Raw genomic sequence first — 15,149 nt, forward strand, 5'->3', positions numbered from 1 at the left:
CGGGGTGCCCGGCATCGAGCGCGCCCGCGTCCGCGGACCGGGGCCGGTGCGGCGGCGGCTCGTCGTGCGCGCCGCGTCCCGCTACCGCAACCCGGCGAACCTCGCCGAGCTCGTGCACGCGGCGGTCGACGCCCGGCTGGACGGCATCGAGCCGATGTACCGGCCCCCGGTCGACGTGCGGCTCGGCTGGCGGAAGGACTGACATGCGCGTTCCCATGGTGCTGGCCGGCGTGCTGCTGGTCACCGCCGGCGCCGCCGCGCTCGTCCTCGGCCTGGGCGGGCTCGACGGGCTGGGCGACCTGGCGGGCCGTCCGCCGCTCGACCCGGCGCTGGCCCGGTTCGCCCGCGGCCACGGCTGGTTGCTGCCCGCCGCCGCGGGCGCCGCCGAGATGCTGTCGCTGGCCGGGCAGATGTGGCTGGTCCTGCAGTGCCGCGCGTTCGTGCAGCAGTGGCGGGCGGACGTCGATCCGGAGACCCGCGCCCGCGCCCGGGACGCGGCCGGCGACCTCGTCCGCGACGCCGGGGAACTGCCCGGCGTTCGTGACGCCCGCGTCCGGCTCACCGGAAGCGCGCGCCGCCCGCGCCTGCAGATGACCGTCGTGTGCGACGGCGACGCCGTCCTCGGCGAGGTGTACGGCGAACTGGGCGCGGGCCCCGTCGAGCGGTACCGCAGGTCGCTCGGCATGCCCGACCTCCCGGTCGTGATCCGCTTCCGCCTGGCCTTCCCGCCCCCCGGCCCCCGCCACGCCGCGTCCCCCGCCTAGCGCGGGGGCCAAGGGACGCGCGGGAGGGCCCGACGCGAGACCGGAACACCCCGTCCCGGCTGGGAGCCGGGAGCTTCGAAACGGTCCTCAGCCGTCACGCGAGCGCGCGCCCTGACCGGCGGGGCGACGCCGGAGGCGAGCCCCGCCGGGAAGATCGCGAAGCGATTCGCGCTCGCACGAGCACGGTCAAGGGCGAGCCGCCAGGCGAGCCCTTGGGCCGGGATCGCAGTAAACCGAGCCCGGGTAGACGATCACGTTGCGGGGTACCTAGGGGGCGAACGAATCGCCAGTGGGGGGAGTTGTCGTGAGCGACCGGAACGACAGGGCGGACCGCGAGGCGAGCAGGACCCGGACCGAGGCCGCCGAACAGCAGGGCGCCGCGAGGCGCGGGAACGCGAAGAAGGGCGCCGAGGCCGCCAAGCGCAAGCCCGGCGACGCCGCGCGCAAGATGAGGGCGATGTTCGAGGCCGGTCCGGCAAAGCGGCGTTGACCGTCCCTTTGGTTTCGGCGTTCCGCCACCCGAGCATCACCCGCACAAGGACCGATATATCGGGAGGTAAGCCGTGAGCCAGGACGATGGGCGTGCGGCCGCGGCGCAGCCGGGTGGTGCGAACGGCATGCGCGATGCGGCCGGAAAGGCCGGCGGGGGCGGCAGGAGCGGCGGGGGCGGTGAGCTCGTCACATCGGGCGGCCGGACCACCATCGCCGACGCCGTGGTCGCCAAGATCGCGGGTCGTGCGGCGGCCGACGTCGGCGGTGTTCACGCCATGGGGACCTCCGGCGCGTTCGGCGCCGTCGCCGACCGGCTGCCCGGCGTGGGCGACAACCGGGGGGTGTCCGTCCAGGTCGGCGAGCGGGAGGCCGCCGTCGACATCGACCTCGTCGTGGAGTACGGGGTGTCGATCCCCGAACTCGCCGGAGCCGTGCGCTCCAACGTCGTCGGCGAGGTCGAGCACATGTGCGGGCTGGAGGTCGTCGAGGTGAACCTCACCGTGGACGACGTCCACGTCCCGGGTGAGGAGGACGGCGAATCGGCCGGCGCGCGGGAGCCGCGGGTGCGATGACCGCACCGGCGCGGGCCCCCGCCGACCTGGCGGAGAGCATCGCCGCCGTGGTGCTGGCCCGGCCGGACGTGGCGGCCCTCACCGCGGGGCCGCGCGGCCGGATCATGACCTACCGCGCGGGCCTCCCGCTCGCCGGGGTCGCGATCCGGCCCGGCCGGGTGGAGATCGGGGTCGTCGCCCGCGGCGGCCGGCCGCTCGCCGAGACCGCCGACGACGTCCGGCGCGCGGCCGGGCCGCTGGCCGGTGACCGCGCGGTGGACGTTCTGATCGGCGACGTGGACTGGGAGGGATCGGGATGAGACTGGTGTGGCCCGTGGTGGGCCTGGCCTTCGGCACCGCGCTCGGCTTCGCGGGCGCCTTCGGCGGGGTCGGCGCCTTCTTCCTCGTGCTGTTCCTCGGCGCCCTCGGCTTCCTCGCCGGCCGCGCCATCGAGGGCGATCTCGACCTCTCCGAGCTCATGTCGTCCCTCAACCCGGGCCGGCGGCCGCGATGAGCGCGCCGGCCGCGGGGGCGGTACCGGCCGGGGAGGCCGTGCCGGCCGGCGAGGCGCCCGCGGTGCCCGCCGGGTCCCGGGGGACGACGACGATCAGCGACCGCGTCGTGGCGCGCATCGCCGCGAAGGCGGCCGGCGACACCGGCGAGACCGGCGGTCTCGCCCGGTCGGTGCTGGGCGTCCGCGTCCCCGGGTCCGCGCCGGTCCGCGCCGCCGTGCGGGTCGACGGCGACATCGTGGTCGCGCGGGTCGCGGTGTCGGTGCGGTACCCGAACCCGGTGGCCGAGGTGGCGCGGCGCGTCCGCGCGAGCGTCCGCGAGCGGGTCGAGGGACTGACCGGCCTCACCGTCCGCCAGGTGGACGTCCAGGTCGCGGCGCTGCCGCGCGCGGACGAGCGGGTGAGGGTCCGGTGACCGCGCACGCCGGGCGCGCCGCCGACCGGGCGGCCCGGCACGCGTTCCGGCCGCGCCGGATCTGGCCCGGCGTGCTCGCCGCGCTGCTGCTCATCGCCGCCGGGGTGCTCACCGCGATCGAGATCATCAGCGCGTGGGCGGGCGGCCCCGCGCACCTCGTCCCCTATGACCGGGTACGCGACTGGGCGGACGACACCGCCTGGAAGGACGCCGGGGCCCTCGCGGCGGCCGCGGGCCTGACGGCGGTCGGGCTGTTCTTCCTGCTCGCCGGCCTGCTGCCGGGCCGGTCGCGGGTCGTCCCGCTGCACGGGGAGGACCCGGACCTGATGATGGGCGTGACCCGGCGCGGGCTGCGCCGGGCCGTCGCCTCCGCCGCCGAGGCCGCGCCGGGGGTGTCGGGCGTGCGCCGGGTCCGGCTGCGCCGCCACCGCGTCAAGGTCGTCGCCGAGACGCCCGTCCGCGACCCCGCGGACCTGGACCGGCGGATCGGCGTCGCCGTCGGCGCCCGGCTGCGCCGGCTGAGCCCGCTGCCCGGCCGGAAGGTCGCGGTCCAGGTGAAACACCGGGAGCACTGATGGACCGCCGCCCCGCCCGCCTCAACCGCACCGGCCTGGTGCTGTTCGGCCTGCTGCTCGCCCTGCCCGGCGCCGCCGCCCTGGCCCGCGGCCTCGGCGCCTTCGGCGACGGACGCGCCTCCGACACGATCCTGGACGCGCAGGTGCGCCGCTGGGTGGACGACCACGGCTGGTTCTGGCCCGCCGTCACCGCCGCCGCGATCGTCCTCGCCCTGCTCGGCCTGCTGTGGCTGGTCGCTCAGGTCCGCTCCCGCAGGCTGCGGGATCTCACCCTGGAACCGGAGGACGCCGCCGAGGGCTCCACGCACCTGTCCGCCAAGGCCGTCACGGACGCCCTCGAAGAGGAGATCGGCGAATATCCCGGCGTACAGAGCGTCCACGGCCGCCTGCTCGGCTCGTCCCAGCGGCCCCGGCTGCGCCTGAACGTCGCCTACGACCACCGCGCCGACCTGCCCGACCTGCGCCGCCGCATCGAGGACGACGCGGTCCGTCACCTGTGCGTCGCCCTGGAACGCGACCACATCTCCACGGTCGTGCGGCTGCGGCTCGTCCCCGGCGACCGCGCCCGGACGGTCCTGTGACCCTTGACGACACCTTTGCGGTAATTGGCGTGTATATCCAGGTAGACGGGTTAGTGTGCGAAGTGACCCGACGTCGAGAGAGCGAGGAGGCAGGTTTGGCCCACGACGAGTTCAGGGCGGCGCCGCCGAGGGGCTCTTCGACGCATGGAGGGAACTGACGGACCACGGCATGAGCCCCTTCCCTGACCGGGGGTTCGAGGGGGACACCCGAGCCGGCGGCCGCCGCCGAACACCACCACGCGCCATCGCGCGGGACCATCCGTAATTCACGTGACGAAGTGCCCTGGATGGCCCCCGCGGTGGCGTCGTGATGCCCGCCCCCGGCACCGGCCTCGCGGCCCCGCAGGACGGACCCGCCCGGTGGTCCAGCGGCCCGGGGCATTATGCGCGGCTGCAGGGGGCTTGACGCCGAGAGCCCTTCGCCACGGGCGTTCCGGCCCTCGCGGCGGGCCGGGGCCGTGCCCCGGCAGGCCCTAGGCTGGTGGGCATGCCGAAGGACGCCGAGCCGCGCGAATGCTCGATCGCCGACACGCTGGACCTGGTGGGCGAGCGGTGGAGCCTGCTGGCCATCCGTGAGATGAGCTACGGGATCCGGCGCTTCGACCAGATCGTCCGCAACACCGGCGCGTCCCGCGACATCCTCACCGCCCGGCTCCGCAAGCTGGAGTCGAACGGCGTCATCCGCCGCGTGCGCTACAGCGACCGCCCGGTCCGCCACGAGTACCACCTCACGCCCGCGGGCGCCGAACTGTGCGACGTCCTGCTCGTCCTGATGGACTGGGGCGACCGGCACCTGCACGCGGGCGACCCGCCCGTCCGCTGGCAGCACTCCTGCGGAGAGCGGGTCAGCCCGGCGGTGGTGTGCCGTCACTGCGGCGGCGAGGCCCGCGTCGGCGCCCACTCCCCGACGGGCCGGGGCGCCCTCACCGTCTGACCTCCCGGCCGCTCAGGAGTACAGGGCGGCCATCTTCTCCTGGTACCACCGCCCCGGCGTGGTCGCCGCCCGCCGCCCCTCCGCCGCGCCGCCGGTGAGGTGGGGGAGCGGTTCGATCGGCGCGTCGTGGTTGGGGAGGTGGAAGAACGGGATCGACAGGCGGTGGCCGCCGTGCCCCTCGACCGGGTTCAGTACCCGGTGCCGGGTGGAGACCCAGTGGCCGCCCGTCCAGAAGGCCATCATGTCGCCGATGTTGATGACGAAGCCGCCGGGAACGAACGGGACGTCGCGCCAGCCGTGCCCGTCCTGGTGGACCTGGAGCCCCCCGACCTCGTCCTGGTACAGGATCGTGAGCGTGCCCCAGTCGGTGTGCGGGCCCTTGCGCATCTGGCCGGGCTCCGGCGGCCGGGCCTGCGGATAGTAGAAGTTCGCGACGATCGTCGAGATGTCCTCGTCGATCCGGCCGTCGAAGAAGCGCTCGTCCAGGCCGAGCGCGAGGGCGAACAGCCGCATGAGGTCCCGCGCGAGCCGCTCCATCGCCTCCGTGTATTCGAGCCAGGTGTCCCGGAACGTCTCGGGCCGCCGGGGCCAGACGTTGGGCCGCGTCCACGGCACCGAGCCGTCGCCGTAGGCGGCCCTCCGCTCGGCGTCCAGGTCGCCGAGCACGTTGGAACTGAAGATCTCGCACAGGTCGGGCGGCGCGGCCACGCCCGCGCTCCTGGCCGCGCTGCCCGCCGAGTAGCGCAGCCCGCCCGCGTCCGGCCCGCCGACGGCCGCCTCCTTCTCCTCCGGCGGGAGCAGGAAGAACTCCATGGTCGTCGCGTACATGCGGTCGATCAGTTCGCGGGGCACACCGTGCCCGACCAGCGTGAAGAACCCCGATTCCGCGCACGCGCGGCCGATGGCCCGCGCGGCGGCGGCGCGTCCCGGCCCGCCGCCCGCGCCGGACAGGTCGATCACGGGCACGTATCCGTCCAGGACGGTCGCGGGCCGCCGCTCGCCGGTGTCGCTGCTCATCGCTGCCTCCATCGGTGCCGGGGCGGCTCGCCGTCGAACCGCCGCGCCGCAAAACTAACACCGTTCGGCACCAACTAACAATGTTAGATGAAACGAACGCCGCTACACTCGGGCGGGCGGGGACGACCGGGGACGTCAGGTGAGGTGCGGATGGGCAGGGCGGACGGCGACGTGCGAAGCGTCTGGCTGCGGCCCCGCCGCGTCCCCTCCCGGGGGGAGCCGCCGCTGACCCTCGCGCGCATCGTCGAGGCGGCCGTCGCCCTGCTCGACGAGGACGGCATCGACGGGCTCACCATGCGCCGCCTCGCTGACCGGCTCGCCGTCGTCGCCCCGTCGCTGTACTGGCACGTCGACACCAAGGACGACGTGATCGACCTCGCCGTCGACGCGATCTTCGGCGCGGTCCCGCCCGGGACGTCCGGGGAGGCGGGCTGGCGCGCGGACGTCACCACCGTGCTGACCGCCTGGCGCGCCGCGCTGCTGAGCCACCCGTGGGCCGCGGCCGTCCCGGCGCGCCGGCGGCCCACCATCGGCCCGAACTTCCTCGCCTGGATGGAGCTGCTCCAGGCCACGCTCGTCCACGCCGGATTCACCGGCAAGGGCCTGTCCGCGGCGACCTGGGCGCTCTACAACCACGTCATGGGCGCCGCGTCGACGGAGACCGCCCTGCGCATCAGCGACGAGGAACGCCGCGTCGGTCAGGAGCAGCTGCGCGCGCGGAGCGACCTGTACCCGACCCTCGCCGCCCACGGCTACCTCTACGACGACGACTGGGACGGCGGCTTCACCACGGGCCTGGACTACCTGCTCGACGGACTCGAAGCCCAGCTCGGCCCGTCCTCCTGAGGAACGGCGAAGCGCGTCAGGGGGCCTGCCGCGGGACGACCCGCAGCGCCGCGGAGATGTCCTTGATCTCGATCTCCGAACACGACGTGGCGACGCGCAGCACCAGCGCGAACGCCTCGTCGTCGCTCAAGTCCGGACGCTGGCCGTTGAGGGCCAGCATGACCCTCGCGGCCGTCCAGCCCGTGCGCTTGTTGCCGTCGACGAACGCGTGGTTGCAGATGATCGAATGGAGCAGCGCGGCGGCCTTCTCGTCCACGGTGCCGTACGCCTCGGCGCCGAAGGCGACCGTCGCCGGGCGCATCGCCGAGGAGGCGACCAGCCCGGCGTCCCGGACGGCCGGGGCGCCGCCGAGCACCGCGCCGTTGATCGCGATCAGATCCTCGGCCATCAGGTACTCGGTCACGCGTCGGCCAGTCGCTCGAGAAGGGCGGCGTCCTCGGCCATGACCTGGGCCGTGATGGCCTGGACATGGGCGCGATGCTCACGGGCCAGAGCCCAGGTCTGGACGGCCTGCACGATGGCGGCGTTGACGGAGATGTGCTCGGCCTCCGCCGCCTTGGTAAGGATTCCGTCGATCTCCGGAGGGATGCGGACACTGCGAGTGGTCATACCGGAATGGTATCACCACTGAGCGTCAGCACTCGATGACATTTACGGCGAGGCCGCCTCGGCTCGTCTCCTTGTACTTGTCGAGCAAGGACATGGCGATCAAGGGAACCCCAGGTAGACAGGGGTTCCCAGCCTTGGACCAGCCCGTGGGGAAGCCCACGGGAAACCTCTCAGCCATCCAGCCGGGCGAACCGGGCGTTGACCCGGTTCCTGAGACGGGGGTCATCGTTGTCCCAGTGATCTCCGTACTCACTGAGCGTGACCGTGATCGCAGAGTGGTTGAGGGCTGCCTTGACCTCCGCAGGGGAGGCCCCATCCTCGATGAGCCCCACGGCGAAGGAGTGCCGTAGGCGGTGGGGCCCGTTGCCTCTACGGGGCCATGCGAGAGCATCCAGCGTCCGGTACCAGGGATCTTGAAAGAGCTGCTGTCCGAGGGTTGCCCCGCCCATGTCTTGACCCGTGAGATCGCCTTTTTCGGAGCTGGTAATGGCGACCATACTGAGAGCGACGGGGGCTCAACCGCTACGAACTTTCCTGGAGTTGCTCCAATCGCTTTCGACGCTGGTCGATCAGGCCTCTTGCCTTGGCGCCGTAGACGGCCTGTGACTGCAAGGTCCGAAAGATTCGGATCATAAAGGCAACGTCTTGTGGCTCTACGGTGCGAATTCGTCCCGCATAGGTTGAAGTACGGGCCATCGAGTCATCAAAGATGTAGAACCCTTCACCTGGGAAGATTTTCCGAATCACATCTGGGGGAATGATCCCCAAGGACACGCTGGGGAGCGTGGTCACTGTATCGAGGAAATCGAGTTGCTCAAACAGCGTATCTGCACTTCCCATGACGCCGAGAAGAGCCCCATATTCGATGACAAACGAGTACCGATGTCCCGGGGAGTAGAGCAACGATTGCCTTTCAAGTCGAGCCTCAACCGCCTCCTCAACGTCTTCTGTCAGCTCGAATATTGCAGCGTTCGTCTTCATCACTGCGCGAACGTACGAGGGGCTTTGCAGGATGCCAGGAGGACAGATCGACTCATAGGCCCTGAGAAGCTTCGTAGCCTTGTAGAGCGGCGTCCCCTTGGCCTGTAGCCGTTTCTGTCCGCCTCTCAGCGAGTGGCGATACAACTCCCACATCTGAGCAATGTCACGGACCGTGGCTATCAGTTCAGGTATCTGCTCCTCGGCATGGCAGGCGATGCACCAAGCTCTAATATCGCGTTCGGAGGCATTCTGTTTACCGTGCTCAAGCTTGCTGACCTTGGTGAAGTGCCAATTGTTCACCGCAGCAAGCTCCTTGCCCGTAAGCTGAGCATCCTTGCGAATGTTCCTGAGCCTGTCGCCAAATGCTGCTCTCGCGGCTTGAGCCTGTTCTGTCACTGCTGGGCAGGCTTGTAGTCGTTGTGTCGAACCGACACGGCCCACACCGCTTCAAAAGCGTTTCGGCAAAGCCGAACCATATCGGGATCGGTGTAGAGTTGACGCTCAATGACGTTGCCGTCGCCACCAAAGACGCCAAATACAACGGCATCGTCATCAAACAGCCAGAAGTCGTTTCCTGGTAGCGGGATCGCTGACACAAGACGGCGAGGGATCCAACGAATATCCTCCCCGGCGTCAAGGTTCGGCTGAGTGACGCTGTAGGCCCACCTCTGATAGTCCGTGAGAGGCTCCGAGACCACGCATGCACGCCGGTAGCTCTTCCCCTGAGCGATACCTCTTCGCACCCGGTCACACCATGGCCTGAGCCATTCAAGGTCGTCCGGTTCCCCGGCCTTCCAGCGTTCAACCTTCTCAAGATCTCCCGTGTCGTAGAAGTCTCTCAATTCCAAGTGCAGGGCTTCCCGCTTGAAGGACTCAAAGAGCTTCTTGCGGTCTTGTCCGGTAATCAGCTTCACAGTTCACCCTTCATGTATTTCTCGGCCAGCAGTCGCACCAGTCCATCAGGAATCTCAAGGTACGTTTCGTTGTCCGCAAGGTTCCTCAGTTGGTCGCGGACTTCGGAACCAGTCATGCTCCACCCTTGAACAACCCATGTCCCCTTGTCTGTCCGGTAGAACGCTGGACAGTCGTCATCGGTGCGAGAAGCGGGATCTTTGCAAACGAAGTTAAGGCGCATGGCTGCCCTCCCTGCGGGGGGTTGCTCGAAGTTACTCGGTTCCAGCGTCCAAGTCCGGTGAGAGGTCCGTCAAGAGACTTGCTCAAAGTTGCTCGTAGACGGGAGATCGGCGAAAGTTCCTGTGAGAAGCCTGATCATTCATTATCCCAGGGGCATATGGGCGAAGCTCCCCGTCCGTCGGTTATGGCCGCTGGTGCCCTTAGAGGGTATGAGAGAACCCCGCACGGTCGTTGCCGTACGGGGCCCTGGTCACCTGCTTCCCGGGAAGCCATGGGGAAACGGGGAGACGTGAGACGAATTTGAGCGGGTTGTTGTGTTCCTCTGTTTGGGCTTAAAAGCCCTGGTCAGGAGCCGTCAGCACTCGATGACATTCACGGCGAGGCCGCCTCGGCTCGTCTCCTTGTACTTGTCGAGCATGTCGCGGCCGGTGTCGCGCATGGTCTTGATGGCCTTGTCCAGGGACACGAAGTGGCGGCCGTCGCCGCGCAGCGAGATCCGGGCGGCGCTGATGGCCTTGATGGCGCCGACGGCGTTCCGCTCGATGCAGGGGACCTGGACGAGGCCGCCGACGGGGTCGCAGGTGAGGCCCAGGTTGTGCTCGATGCCGATCTCCGCGGCGTTCTCCACCTGCTCCGGGGTGCCGCCGAGGACCTCGGTCAGGCCGGCCGCGGCCATCGAGCAGGCGGACCCGACCTCGCCCTGGCAGCCGACCTCGGCGCCGGAGATGGAGGCGTTCTGCTTGAACAGCGCCCCGATCGCGCCCGCCGTGAGCAGGAAACGGACCACGCCCTCGTCGTCGCGTCCCGGGACGAAACGGTCGTAGTAGTGCAGGACGGCGGGGATGATCCCGGCCGCGCCGTTGGTGGGCGCGGTCACGATGCGGCCCCCGGCGGCGTTCTCCTCGTTGACCGCCAGCGCGTACAGCGTCACCCAGTCCATGGCGTGCAACGGGTCGGACGCCTTCTCCGCCGCCAGCTGGCGCTGCAGCTGCGGCGCGCGGCGCCGGACCTTCAGGCCGCCGGGCAGCAGGCCCTCCCGGGTGCAGCCGCGGGTGACGCACGCCCGCATCACGTCCCAGAGCTCCAGCAGGCCCTCGCGGATCTCCTGGGGGCTACGGCCGAACGCCTGCTCGTTCTCCAGCATGAGCGCCGAGATCGACAGCCCCGTCTCGTCGCAACGTTCCAGAAGCTCGGCGGCGGTGTCGAAGCGGTACGGCAGGACGGTGTCGTCCGGCTTGATGCGGTCGGCGCCGGTGGCGTTCTCGTCCACGATGAAGCCGCCGCCGACGGAGTAGTAGACGCGCGAGCGCAGCTCCTCGCCCTCGGCGTCGAAGGCGGCGAAGCGCATCCCGTTGGGGTGGCCGGGCAGCGACAGCTTCCGCTCGAAGACCAGGTGCTCGTTGACGACGAAGGGGACCTCGTGGTCGTCGAACAGGCGCAGCGTGCCGCGCTCGCGGATCGCCGCGAGCCGCCCGTCGACGGTGTCCACGTCGACGGTCTCGGGCTTGTCGCCCTCAAGGCCGAGGATCACGGCCTTGTCGCTGCCGTGCCCCTTGCCGGTGAGGCCCAGCGAACCGTACAGGACGGCCCGCACCGACCCCGTCTTCTCCAGCAGCCCGTCCCGGTGCAGGCCGCGCGCGAACCGGTGCGCCGCCGCCATCGGCCCGCCGGTGTGCGAGGACGACGGCCCGATGCCGATCTTGAACAGGTCGAAAACGCTGATGGCCATGGTTGCCTCGTTGCGGCGAGCGCCCCCTCCGCGCGGAGGGGGCGCCTCGCGATCACAGGTTCGGGTACAGGGGGTGCGCGTCCGACAGCGCCGTCACCCGGGCCGCCAGGGCGTCCCGGTCGAAGGACGGCTGGAGGGCGAGCGCGATCACGTCGGCGACCTCGGTGAAGTCGGCGGCGGAGAAGCCGCGGGTGGCCAGGGCCGGCGTGCCGATCCGCAGGCCGGAGGTGACCATCGGCGGGCGCGGGTCGTTCGGGACGGCGTTCCGGTTGACCGTGATGCCGATGTCGTGCAGCCGGTCCTCGGCGTCCCGGCCGGTGAGCTCGGAGTCCACCAGGTCGACCAGGACGAGGTGCACGTCCGTCCCGCCGGTGAGGACCTTCACGCCGGCCTTCGCCGCGTCCTCGGCGAGCAGCCGGGCCGCGAGGATCCTGGCGCCCTCGACGGTACGGGCCTGCCGGTCGCGGAACTCGTCCGACGCGGCGATCTTCAGGGCGACCGCCTTGGCGGCGATCACGTGCTCCAGCGGGCCGCCCTGCATGCCGGGGAAGACGGCCGAGTTGATCTTCTTGCCGAACTCCTCGCGGGCGAGGATCAGCCCGCCGCGCGGACCACCGAGCGTCTTGTGCGTGGTGGTGGTGACGATGTCGGCGTGCGGGACGGGGGAGGGGTGCAGCCCCGCCGCGACCAGCCCGGCGAAGTGCGCCATGTCCACCATGAGCAGCGCCCCGACCGAGTCGGCGACCTTGCGGAACGCCTCGAAGTCGAGCCGGCGCGGATAGGCCGACCAGCCCGCCACGATCATCTTGGGCCGGTGCTCGGCCGCGAGCGCGGCGACCTCGTCCATGTCGACCAGGCCGTCCTCGGCGCGGACGTGGTAGGGCACCACGTTCAGCGTCTTGCCCGAGTAGTTCAGCCGCATGCCGTGGGTCAGGTGGCCGCCGTGCGCGAGGTCGAGCCCGAGAATGGTGTCGCCGTGCTGCAGCAGGGCGAAGTAGACCGCGGTGTTGGCCTGGGCGCCGCTGTGCGGCTGGACGTTCGCGTGCTCGGCGCCGAACAGCGCCTTGGCGCGGTCGATGGCGAGCTGCTCGGTGACGTCCACGTACTCGCAGCCGCCGTAGTAGCGCTTGCCGGGGTAACCCTCGGCGTACTTGTTCGTCAGGACGGAGCCCTGCGCCTCCAGCACCGAGACGGGCGCGAAGTTCTCCGACGCGATCATCTCAAGGGTGGACTGCTGCCGGCGCAGCTCGGCGGCGACGGCCTCGGCGACCTCCGGGTCGGCCGTGGCCAGCGGGTCGAACATGCCCACGGGCTAGTCCTCCTCGATCAGCTTGGTGTACTCGGCGGCGTCGAGCAGGTCGCCCGGCTCGTCCACGACCCGGATCTTGAAGATCCAGCCCTCGCCGTAGGGGTCGTCGTTGATGACCTTGGGCTCGTCCACCACGGCGCTGTTGATCGCGGTGATCTCGCCGCTGACGGGGGAGTACAGGTCGCTGACCGACTTGGTGGACTCCACCTCGCCGCAGGGCTCCCCGGCCGTGACGGCCTCCCCCTCCGACGAGTGCAGCTCAAGGTAGACGATCTCGCCCAGGGCGTCGGCGGCGTGCGCGGTGATGCCGACGGTGACGATGCCGTCCTCGCCGCCGAGACCGGCCACCCACTCGTGCTCTTCGCTGTAACGCAGCTGCTCCGGAACGCTCACGATGCTTCTCTCTCCAGGTCTCAGGAACGCTTGTAGAACGGCAGGGCGACCACGTCGACCGGCTCCCGCCTGCCGCGGACGTCCACGGCGAGGTCGGTCTCCCCGACGCCGCTGTCGAGGTAGGCCATGGCGATCGGCTTGCCCAGTGTGGGGGACGGCGCGCCGCTCGTCACGACCCCGACCGGCGTGCCGTCGGACGCGACGACCTCGTACCCCTTGCGCGGGGCACGACGCCCCCGCGCCACCAGCCCGACGAGCCTACGGCCCACCGGCGTCTGAGCCTGCGCCGCCAGGACCGCCTTGCCGACGAAGTCGACGGGCTTGTCCAGCTTCACGACGCGGCCGAGGCCCGCCTCGAACGGGGTCGTCTCGGTGGTCAGCTCGTTCCCGTACAGCGGCATGCCCGCCTCCAGGCGCAGCGTGTCGCGCGCCGACAGGCCCGCCGGCACGACGCCCTCGACCGCCGCCAGCTCACCCCAGAGCCGCACGGCGTCGGCCGCGTCCACGAACAGCTCGAACCCGTCCTCGCCCGTGTACCCGGTGCGCGCGACGAGCGCGTCGACACCGGCCACCTTGTCGGCGAGGATCGCGTAGTACCGCAGGTCCGCCAGCGGCGCCCCGGTGAACCCCTCCAGGATCGACTGGGCGCGCGGCCCCTGCAGGGCGATGAGCGCGTAGGAGTCCGACCGATCCTCCACCACCGCGTCGAAGCCCGCGGCCCGCTCCGTCAGCTCGCCCAGCACCGTCGCGGCGTTCGCGGCGTTGGCGACCACCAGCCACGTCTCGTCCGCGAGCCGGTAGACGATCAGGTCGTCCAGCACCCCGCCGTTGTGGCCGCAGATCATCGTGTACCGGGCCTTGCCCACCGCCATCGGCGACAGGTTCCCGACCAGCGCGTGGTCCAGCGCGGCCCCCGCCCCCGGCCCCACGAGGAAGATCTCCCCCATATGGGACAGATCGAACAGCCCCGCCCCCGTCCGGACGGCCTTGTGCTCGGCCGTCTCGCTCGCATAGCGCAACGGCATCAGGTAACCCGCGAAATCGACGAGGTTCGCGCCGAGGTCCCGATGGACATCGTGCAGCGGCGTCTTCTTGACGTTCGGATCGGCGGACATGGGTTCGGCTCCTTCGTCGCGGGCGCGCGCGGTCCATCGTCCCACTCGCGCACCGGGCGTTCCGGTGCCTCCCCCTCTGTCATCGGCGCCTGAGAGTTTCACCCGCACGACGGCGAGCTTTCACCTTCGGCGGGGGACCTGGTCCCCGCTTTCCAGAGGTCGCCTCGTCCGTGCGGTCCGTGGGCCTGAGAGGTTCCGGGGAGGATTTGCTCCTTCGGCGGCCCACGCTGGCAACGAGGGCACTCTCCCGCACGGGATCAGCGGCTGTGTTGAATATACAGTTCCCTCGGCGTCGGGCGCTGGGGCGCCCTCCTTCAACGGGAACTGTGCGATCGCTGGCATCGCTCCGGCTCGCCCAGGGGCTCGCTGCGCGATCGGGTTCTCGCAGGCTCGAACCCGGCTTCGCACGCGATCGCAGACGGTGGCGGCGGGATGGCCTTACTACCTAAAGGTGGCGGCTTGTTGTCCGGCGCGTGTGATCTCAGTGTTCATCTGGGGCTTGCTCGGCGTCCGGCGTCTGGTTGCCTTGCCGTCTCGGGTTGTCATGATGCGGGCTGGCGGGCCCGTGGCCGGCTTCCTGGGGGCGCCACATGAACCTCACCGTGTGGCAAGTCGTTGCTTGGACCTCAGGTTTGCGATCAGCGGATGGCTGCGATCGCGTGCGAAGCCGGGTTCGAGCGAAGCGAGACCCTGATCGCGCAGTTCCCGTTGAAGGAAGGCGCTCTAATCAGGGTTAATTAGTGTTGGCGGGGGTGGTGTTGAGGGTGAGGCCGGTGGTGGTCAGGCAACCGTCGATCACGTCGGGGTGGTGCTGGATCACCTTGAGGCGGTGCTTGATCATGGCGGTGAGGTGGTCCAGGTCGGTGGCCAGGAAGTTGGCCATGGAGCGTTTCAGCAGTGACCACACGCTCTCAGCCGGGTTGAGGTCGGGCGCGTAGGCGGGCAGGTGGAACACCGTCAGCCAGTCGGCGTGGGCGTCGATGAACGCGCGCATCGCCTTGGAGTGGTGGACGTTCAGGTTGTCCCAGACCAGCACGATCTTCCCGCCGGGTAACTGCTGGTGAGCGGCCTGAAGCATGCTTGTGTACTCGGCCAGGGTGAAGGCGGCGCGTTCGCCTTTGCGGCGGCGGTAATGGTGCAGCCGGTAGATCAGCCGGGACCGCTCACCCGGGCGGTAGCAGACCATCCCGGC

Annotated in this window: 22 protein-coding genes and 2 riboswitches; of the genes, 11 read left to right on the forward strand and 11 right to left on the reverse strand. The window is 70.5% G+C overall.

The window, feature by feature from the left end:
* From E1291_RS42350 to E1291_RS30040, 10 genes are all read left to right on the forward strand, one after another.
* Positions 1 to 202 (forward strand): Asp23/Gls24 family envelope stress response protein (locus E1291_RS42350; protein WP_165495346.1); only part of this gene is annotated, 202 nt, incomplete at its 5' end.
* Position 203: 1 nt separating this feature from the next.
* Positions 204 to 764, forward strand: a complete 561-nt coding sequence (locus E1291_RS30000; RefSeq protein WP_131741443.1) for a hypothetical protein — start codon at positions 204 to 206, stop codon at positions 762 to 764.
* A gap of 304 nt (positions 765 to 1,068) precedes the next feature.
* Entirely contained in the window at positions 1,069 to 1,254 is a 186-nt protein-coding gene (locus tag E1291_RS30005) for a hypothetical protein (RefSeq protein WP_131741444.1), read from the forward strand.
* Positions 1,255 to 1,381: 127 nt separating this feature from the next.
* On the forward strand, positions 1,382 to 1,828 hold the full coding sequence (locus tag E1291_RS30010; RefSeq protein WP_131741461.1) for an Asp23/Gls24 family envelope stress response protein: 447 nt from the start codon (positions 1,382 to 1,384) through the stop codon (positions 1,826 to 1,828).
* On the forward strand, positions 1,825 to 2,127 hold the full coding sequence (locus tag E1291_RS30015; RefSeq protein WP_131741445.1) for a hypothetical protein: 303 nt from the start codon (positions 1,825 to 1,827) through the stop codon (positions 2,125 to 2,127). The genes E1291_RS30010 and E1291_RS30015 overlap by 4 nt, the downstream gene beginning before the upstream one ends.
* 5 nt (positions 2,128 to 2,132) lie before the next feature.
* On the forward strand, positions 2,133 to 2,321 hold the full coding sequence (locus tag E1291_RS30020) for a hypothetical protein (protein ID WP_131741462.1): 189 nt from the start codon (positions 2,133 to 2,135) through the stop codon (positions 2,319 to 2,321).
* Positions 2,318 to 2,734 carry an Asp23/Gls24 family envelope stress response protein gene (locus E1291_RS30025; RefSeq protein ID WP_131741446.1) on the forward strand — a complete coding sequence of 139 codons (417 nt, stop codon included), beginning with the start codon at positions 2,318 to 2,320 and terminating at the stop codon, positions 2,732 to 2,734. The genes E1291_RS30020 and E1291_RS30025 overlap by 4 nt, the downstream gene beginning before the upstream one ends.
* The gene (locus E1291_RS30030) at positions 2,731 to 3,309 is read left to right on the forward strand and encodes a DUF6286 domain-containing protein (protein ID WP_131741447.1); all 579 of its coding nucleotides are present in this window, start codon (positions 2,731 to 2,733) and stop codon (positions 3,307 to 3,309) included. The genes E1291_RS30025 and E1291_RS30030 overlap by 4 nt, the downstream gene beginning before the upstream one ends.
* Positions 3,309 to 3,890, forward strand: coding sequence for an alkaline shock response membrane anchor protein AmaP (amaP, locus tag E1291_RS30035; protein ID WP_131741448.1), 582 nt, complete (start codon positions 3,309 to 3,311; stop codon positions 3,888 to 3,890). The genes E1291_RS30030 and amaP overlap by 1 nt, the downstream gene beginning before the upstream one ends.
* A 487-nt stretch (positions 3,891 to 4,377) precedes the next feature.
* Positions 4,378 to 4,824: a winged helix-turn-helix transcriptional regulator gene (locus tag E1291_RS30040; protein ID WP_131741449.1), complete on the forward strand. Its 447-nt coding sequence runs from the start codon at positions 4,378 to 4,380 to the stop codon at positions 4,822 to 4,824.
* Positions 4,825 to 4,836: 12 nt separating this feature from the next.
* Here the strand turns inward: E1291_RS30040 and E1291_RS30045 are convergent, their stop codons facing one another.
* Entirely contained in the window at positions 4,837 to 5,841 is a 1,005-nt protein-coding gene (locus E1291_RS30045) for an isopenicillin N synthase family dioxygenase (RefSeq protein WP_131741450.1), read from the reverse strand.
* Positions 5,842 to 5,991: 150 nt separating this feature from the next.
* Here E1291_RS30045 and E1291_RS30050 point away from each other — a divergent pair, with 150 nt between their 5' ends.
* Positions 5,992 to 6,687 carry a TetR/AcrR family transcriptional regulator C-terminal domain-containing protein gene (locus E1291_RS30050; protein WP_131741451.1) on the forward strand — a complete coding sequence of 232 codons (696 nt, stop codon included), beginning with the start codon at positions 5,992 to 5,994 and terminating at the stop codon, positions 6,685 to 6,687.
* Positions 6,688 to 6,703: 16 nt separating this feature from the next.
* Here the strand turns inward: E1291_RS30050 and E1291_RS30055 are convergent, their stop codons facing one another.
* The 10 genes from E1291_RS30055 to E1291_RS30105 form a co-directional block, all read right to left on the reverse strand.
* On the reverse strand, positions 6,704 to 7,090 hold the full coding sequence (locus E1291_RS30055) for a type II toxin-antitoxin system death-on-curing family toxin (RefSeq protein ID WP_131741452.1): 387 nt from the start codon (positions 7,088 to 7,090) through the stop codon (positions 6,704 to 6,706).
* On the reverse strand, positions 7,087 to 7,296 hold the full coding sequence (locus tag E1291_RS30060; protein WP_131741453.1) for a type II toxin-antitoxin system HicB family antitoxin: 210 nt from the start codon (positions 7,294 to 7,296) through the stop codon (positions 7,087 to 7,089). Before E1291_RS30060 ends, E1291_RS30055 begins: the two co-directional genes overlap by 4 nt.
* A 170-nt stretch (positions 7,297 to 7,466) precedes the next feature.
* The gene (locus E1291_RS45245; RefSeq protein WP_131741454.1) at positions 7,467 to 7,793 is read right to left on the reverse strand and encodes a tyrosine-type recombinase/integrase; all 327 of its coding nucleotides are present in this window, start codon (positions 7,791 to 7,793) and stop codon (positions 7,467 to 7,469) included.
* A 25-nt stretch (positions 7,794 to 7,818) separates the two neighbouring features.
* Complete coding sequence (locus tag E1291_RS30070; RefSeq protein ID WP_165495348.1) at positions 7,819 to 8,673, reverse strand: helix-turn-helix domain-containing protein; 855 nt, start codon at positions 8,671 to 8,673, stop codon at positions 7,819 to 7,821.
* On the reverse strand, positions 8,670 to 9,191 hold the full coding sequence (locus E1291_RS30075) for a DUF6879 family protein (protein ID WP_131741456.1): 522 nt from the start codon (positions 9,189 to 9,191) through the stop codon (positions 8,670 to 8,672). Before E1291_RS30075 ends, E1291_RS30070 begins: the two co-directional genes overlap by 4 nt.
* Positions 9,192 to 9,766: 575 nt before the next feature.
* A complete protein-coding gene (locus E1291_RS30085) occupies positions 9,767 to 11,140 on the reverse strand; it encodes an L-serine ammonia-lyase (RefSeq protein WP_131741458.1) in 1,374 nt (457 codons plus the stop codon).
* A gap of 52 nt (positions 11,141 to 11,192) precedes the next feature.
* Entirely contained in the window at positions 11,193 to 12,443 is a 1,251-nt protein-coding gene (gene glyA, locus E1291_RS30090) for a serine hydroxymethyltransferase (RefSeq protein ID WP_131741463.1), read from the reverse strand.
* Positions 12,444 to 12,452: 9 nt separating this feature from the next.
* On the reverse strand, positions 12,453 to 12,842 hold the full coding sequence (gene gcvH / locus E1291_RS30095) for a glycine cleavage system protein GcvH (RefSeq protein ID WP_131741459.1): 390 nt from the start codon (positions 12,840 to 12,842) through the stop codon (positions 12,453 to 12,455).
* 20 nt (positions 12,843 to 12,862) lie between these two features.
* The gene (gene gcvT / locus E1291_RS30100) at positions 12,863 to 13,957 is read right to left on the reverse strand and encodes a glycine cleavage system aminomethyltransferase GcvT (protein ID WP_131741460.1); all 1,095 of its coding nucleotides are present in this window, start codon (positions 13,955 to 13,957) and stop codon (positions 12,863 to 12,865) included.
* 66 nt (positions 13,958 to 14,023) lie between these two features.
* Positions 14,024 to 14,119, reverse strand: a riboswitch (glycine riboswitch).
* Between the two features lies 1 nt (position 14,120).
* Positions 14,121 to 14,217: riboswitch (glycine riboswitch) on the reverse strand.
* 473 nt (positions 14,218 to 14,690) lie between these two features.
* Positions 14,691 to 15,149 (reverse strand): transposase (locus E1291_RS30105; protein ID WP_207401014.1); only part of this gene is annotated, 459 nt, incomplete at its 5' end.

It is taken from the genome of Actinomadura roseirufa (assembly GCF_900659635.1).
GTDB classification, from domain to species: domain Bacteria; phylum Actinomycetota; class Actinomycetes; order Streptosporangiales; family Streptosporangiaceae; genus Spirillospora; species Spirillospora roseirufa.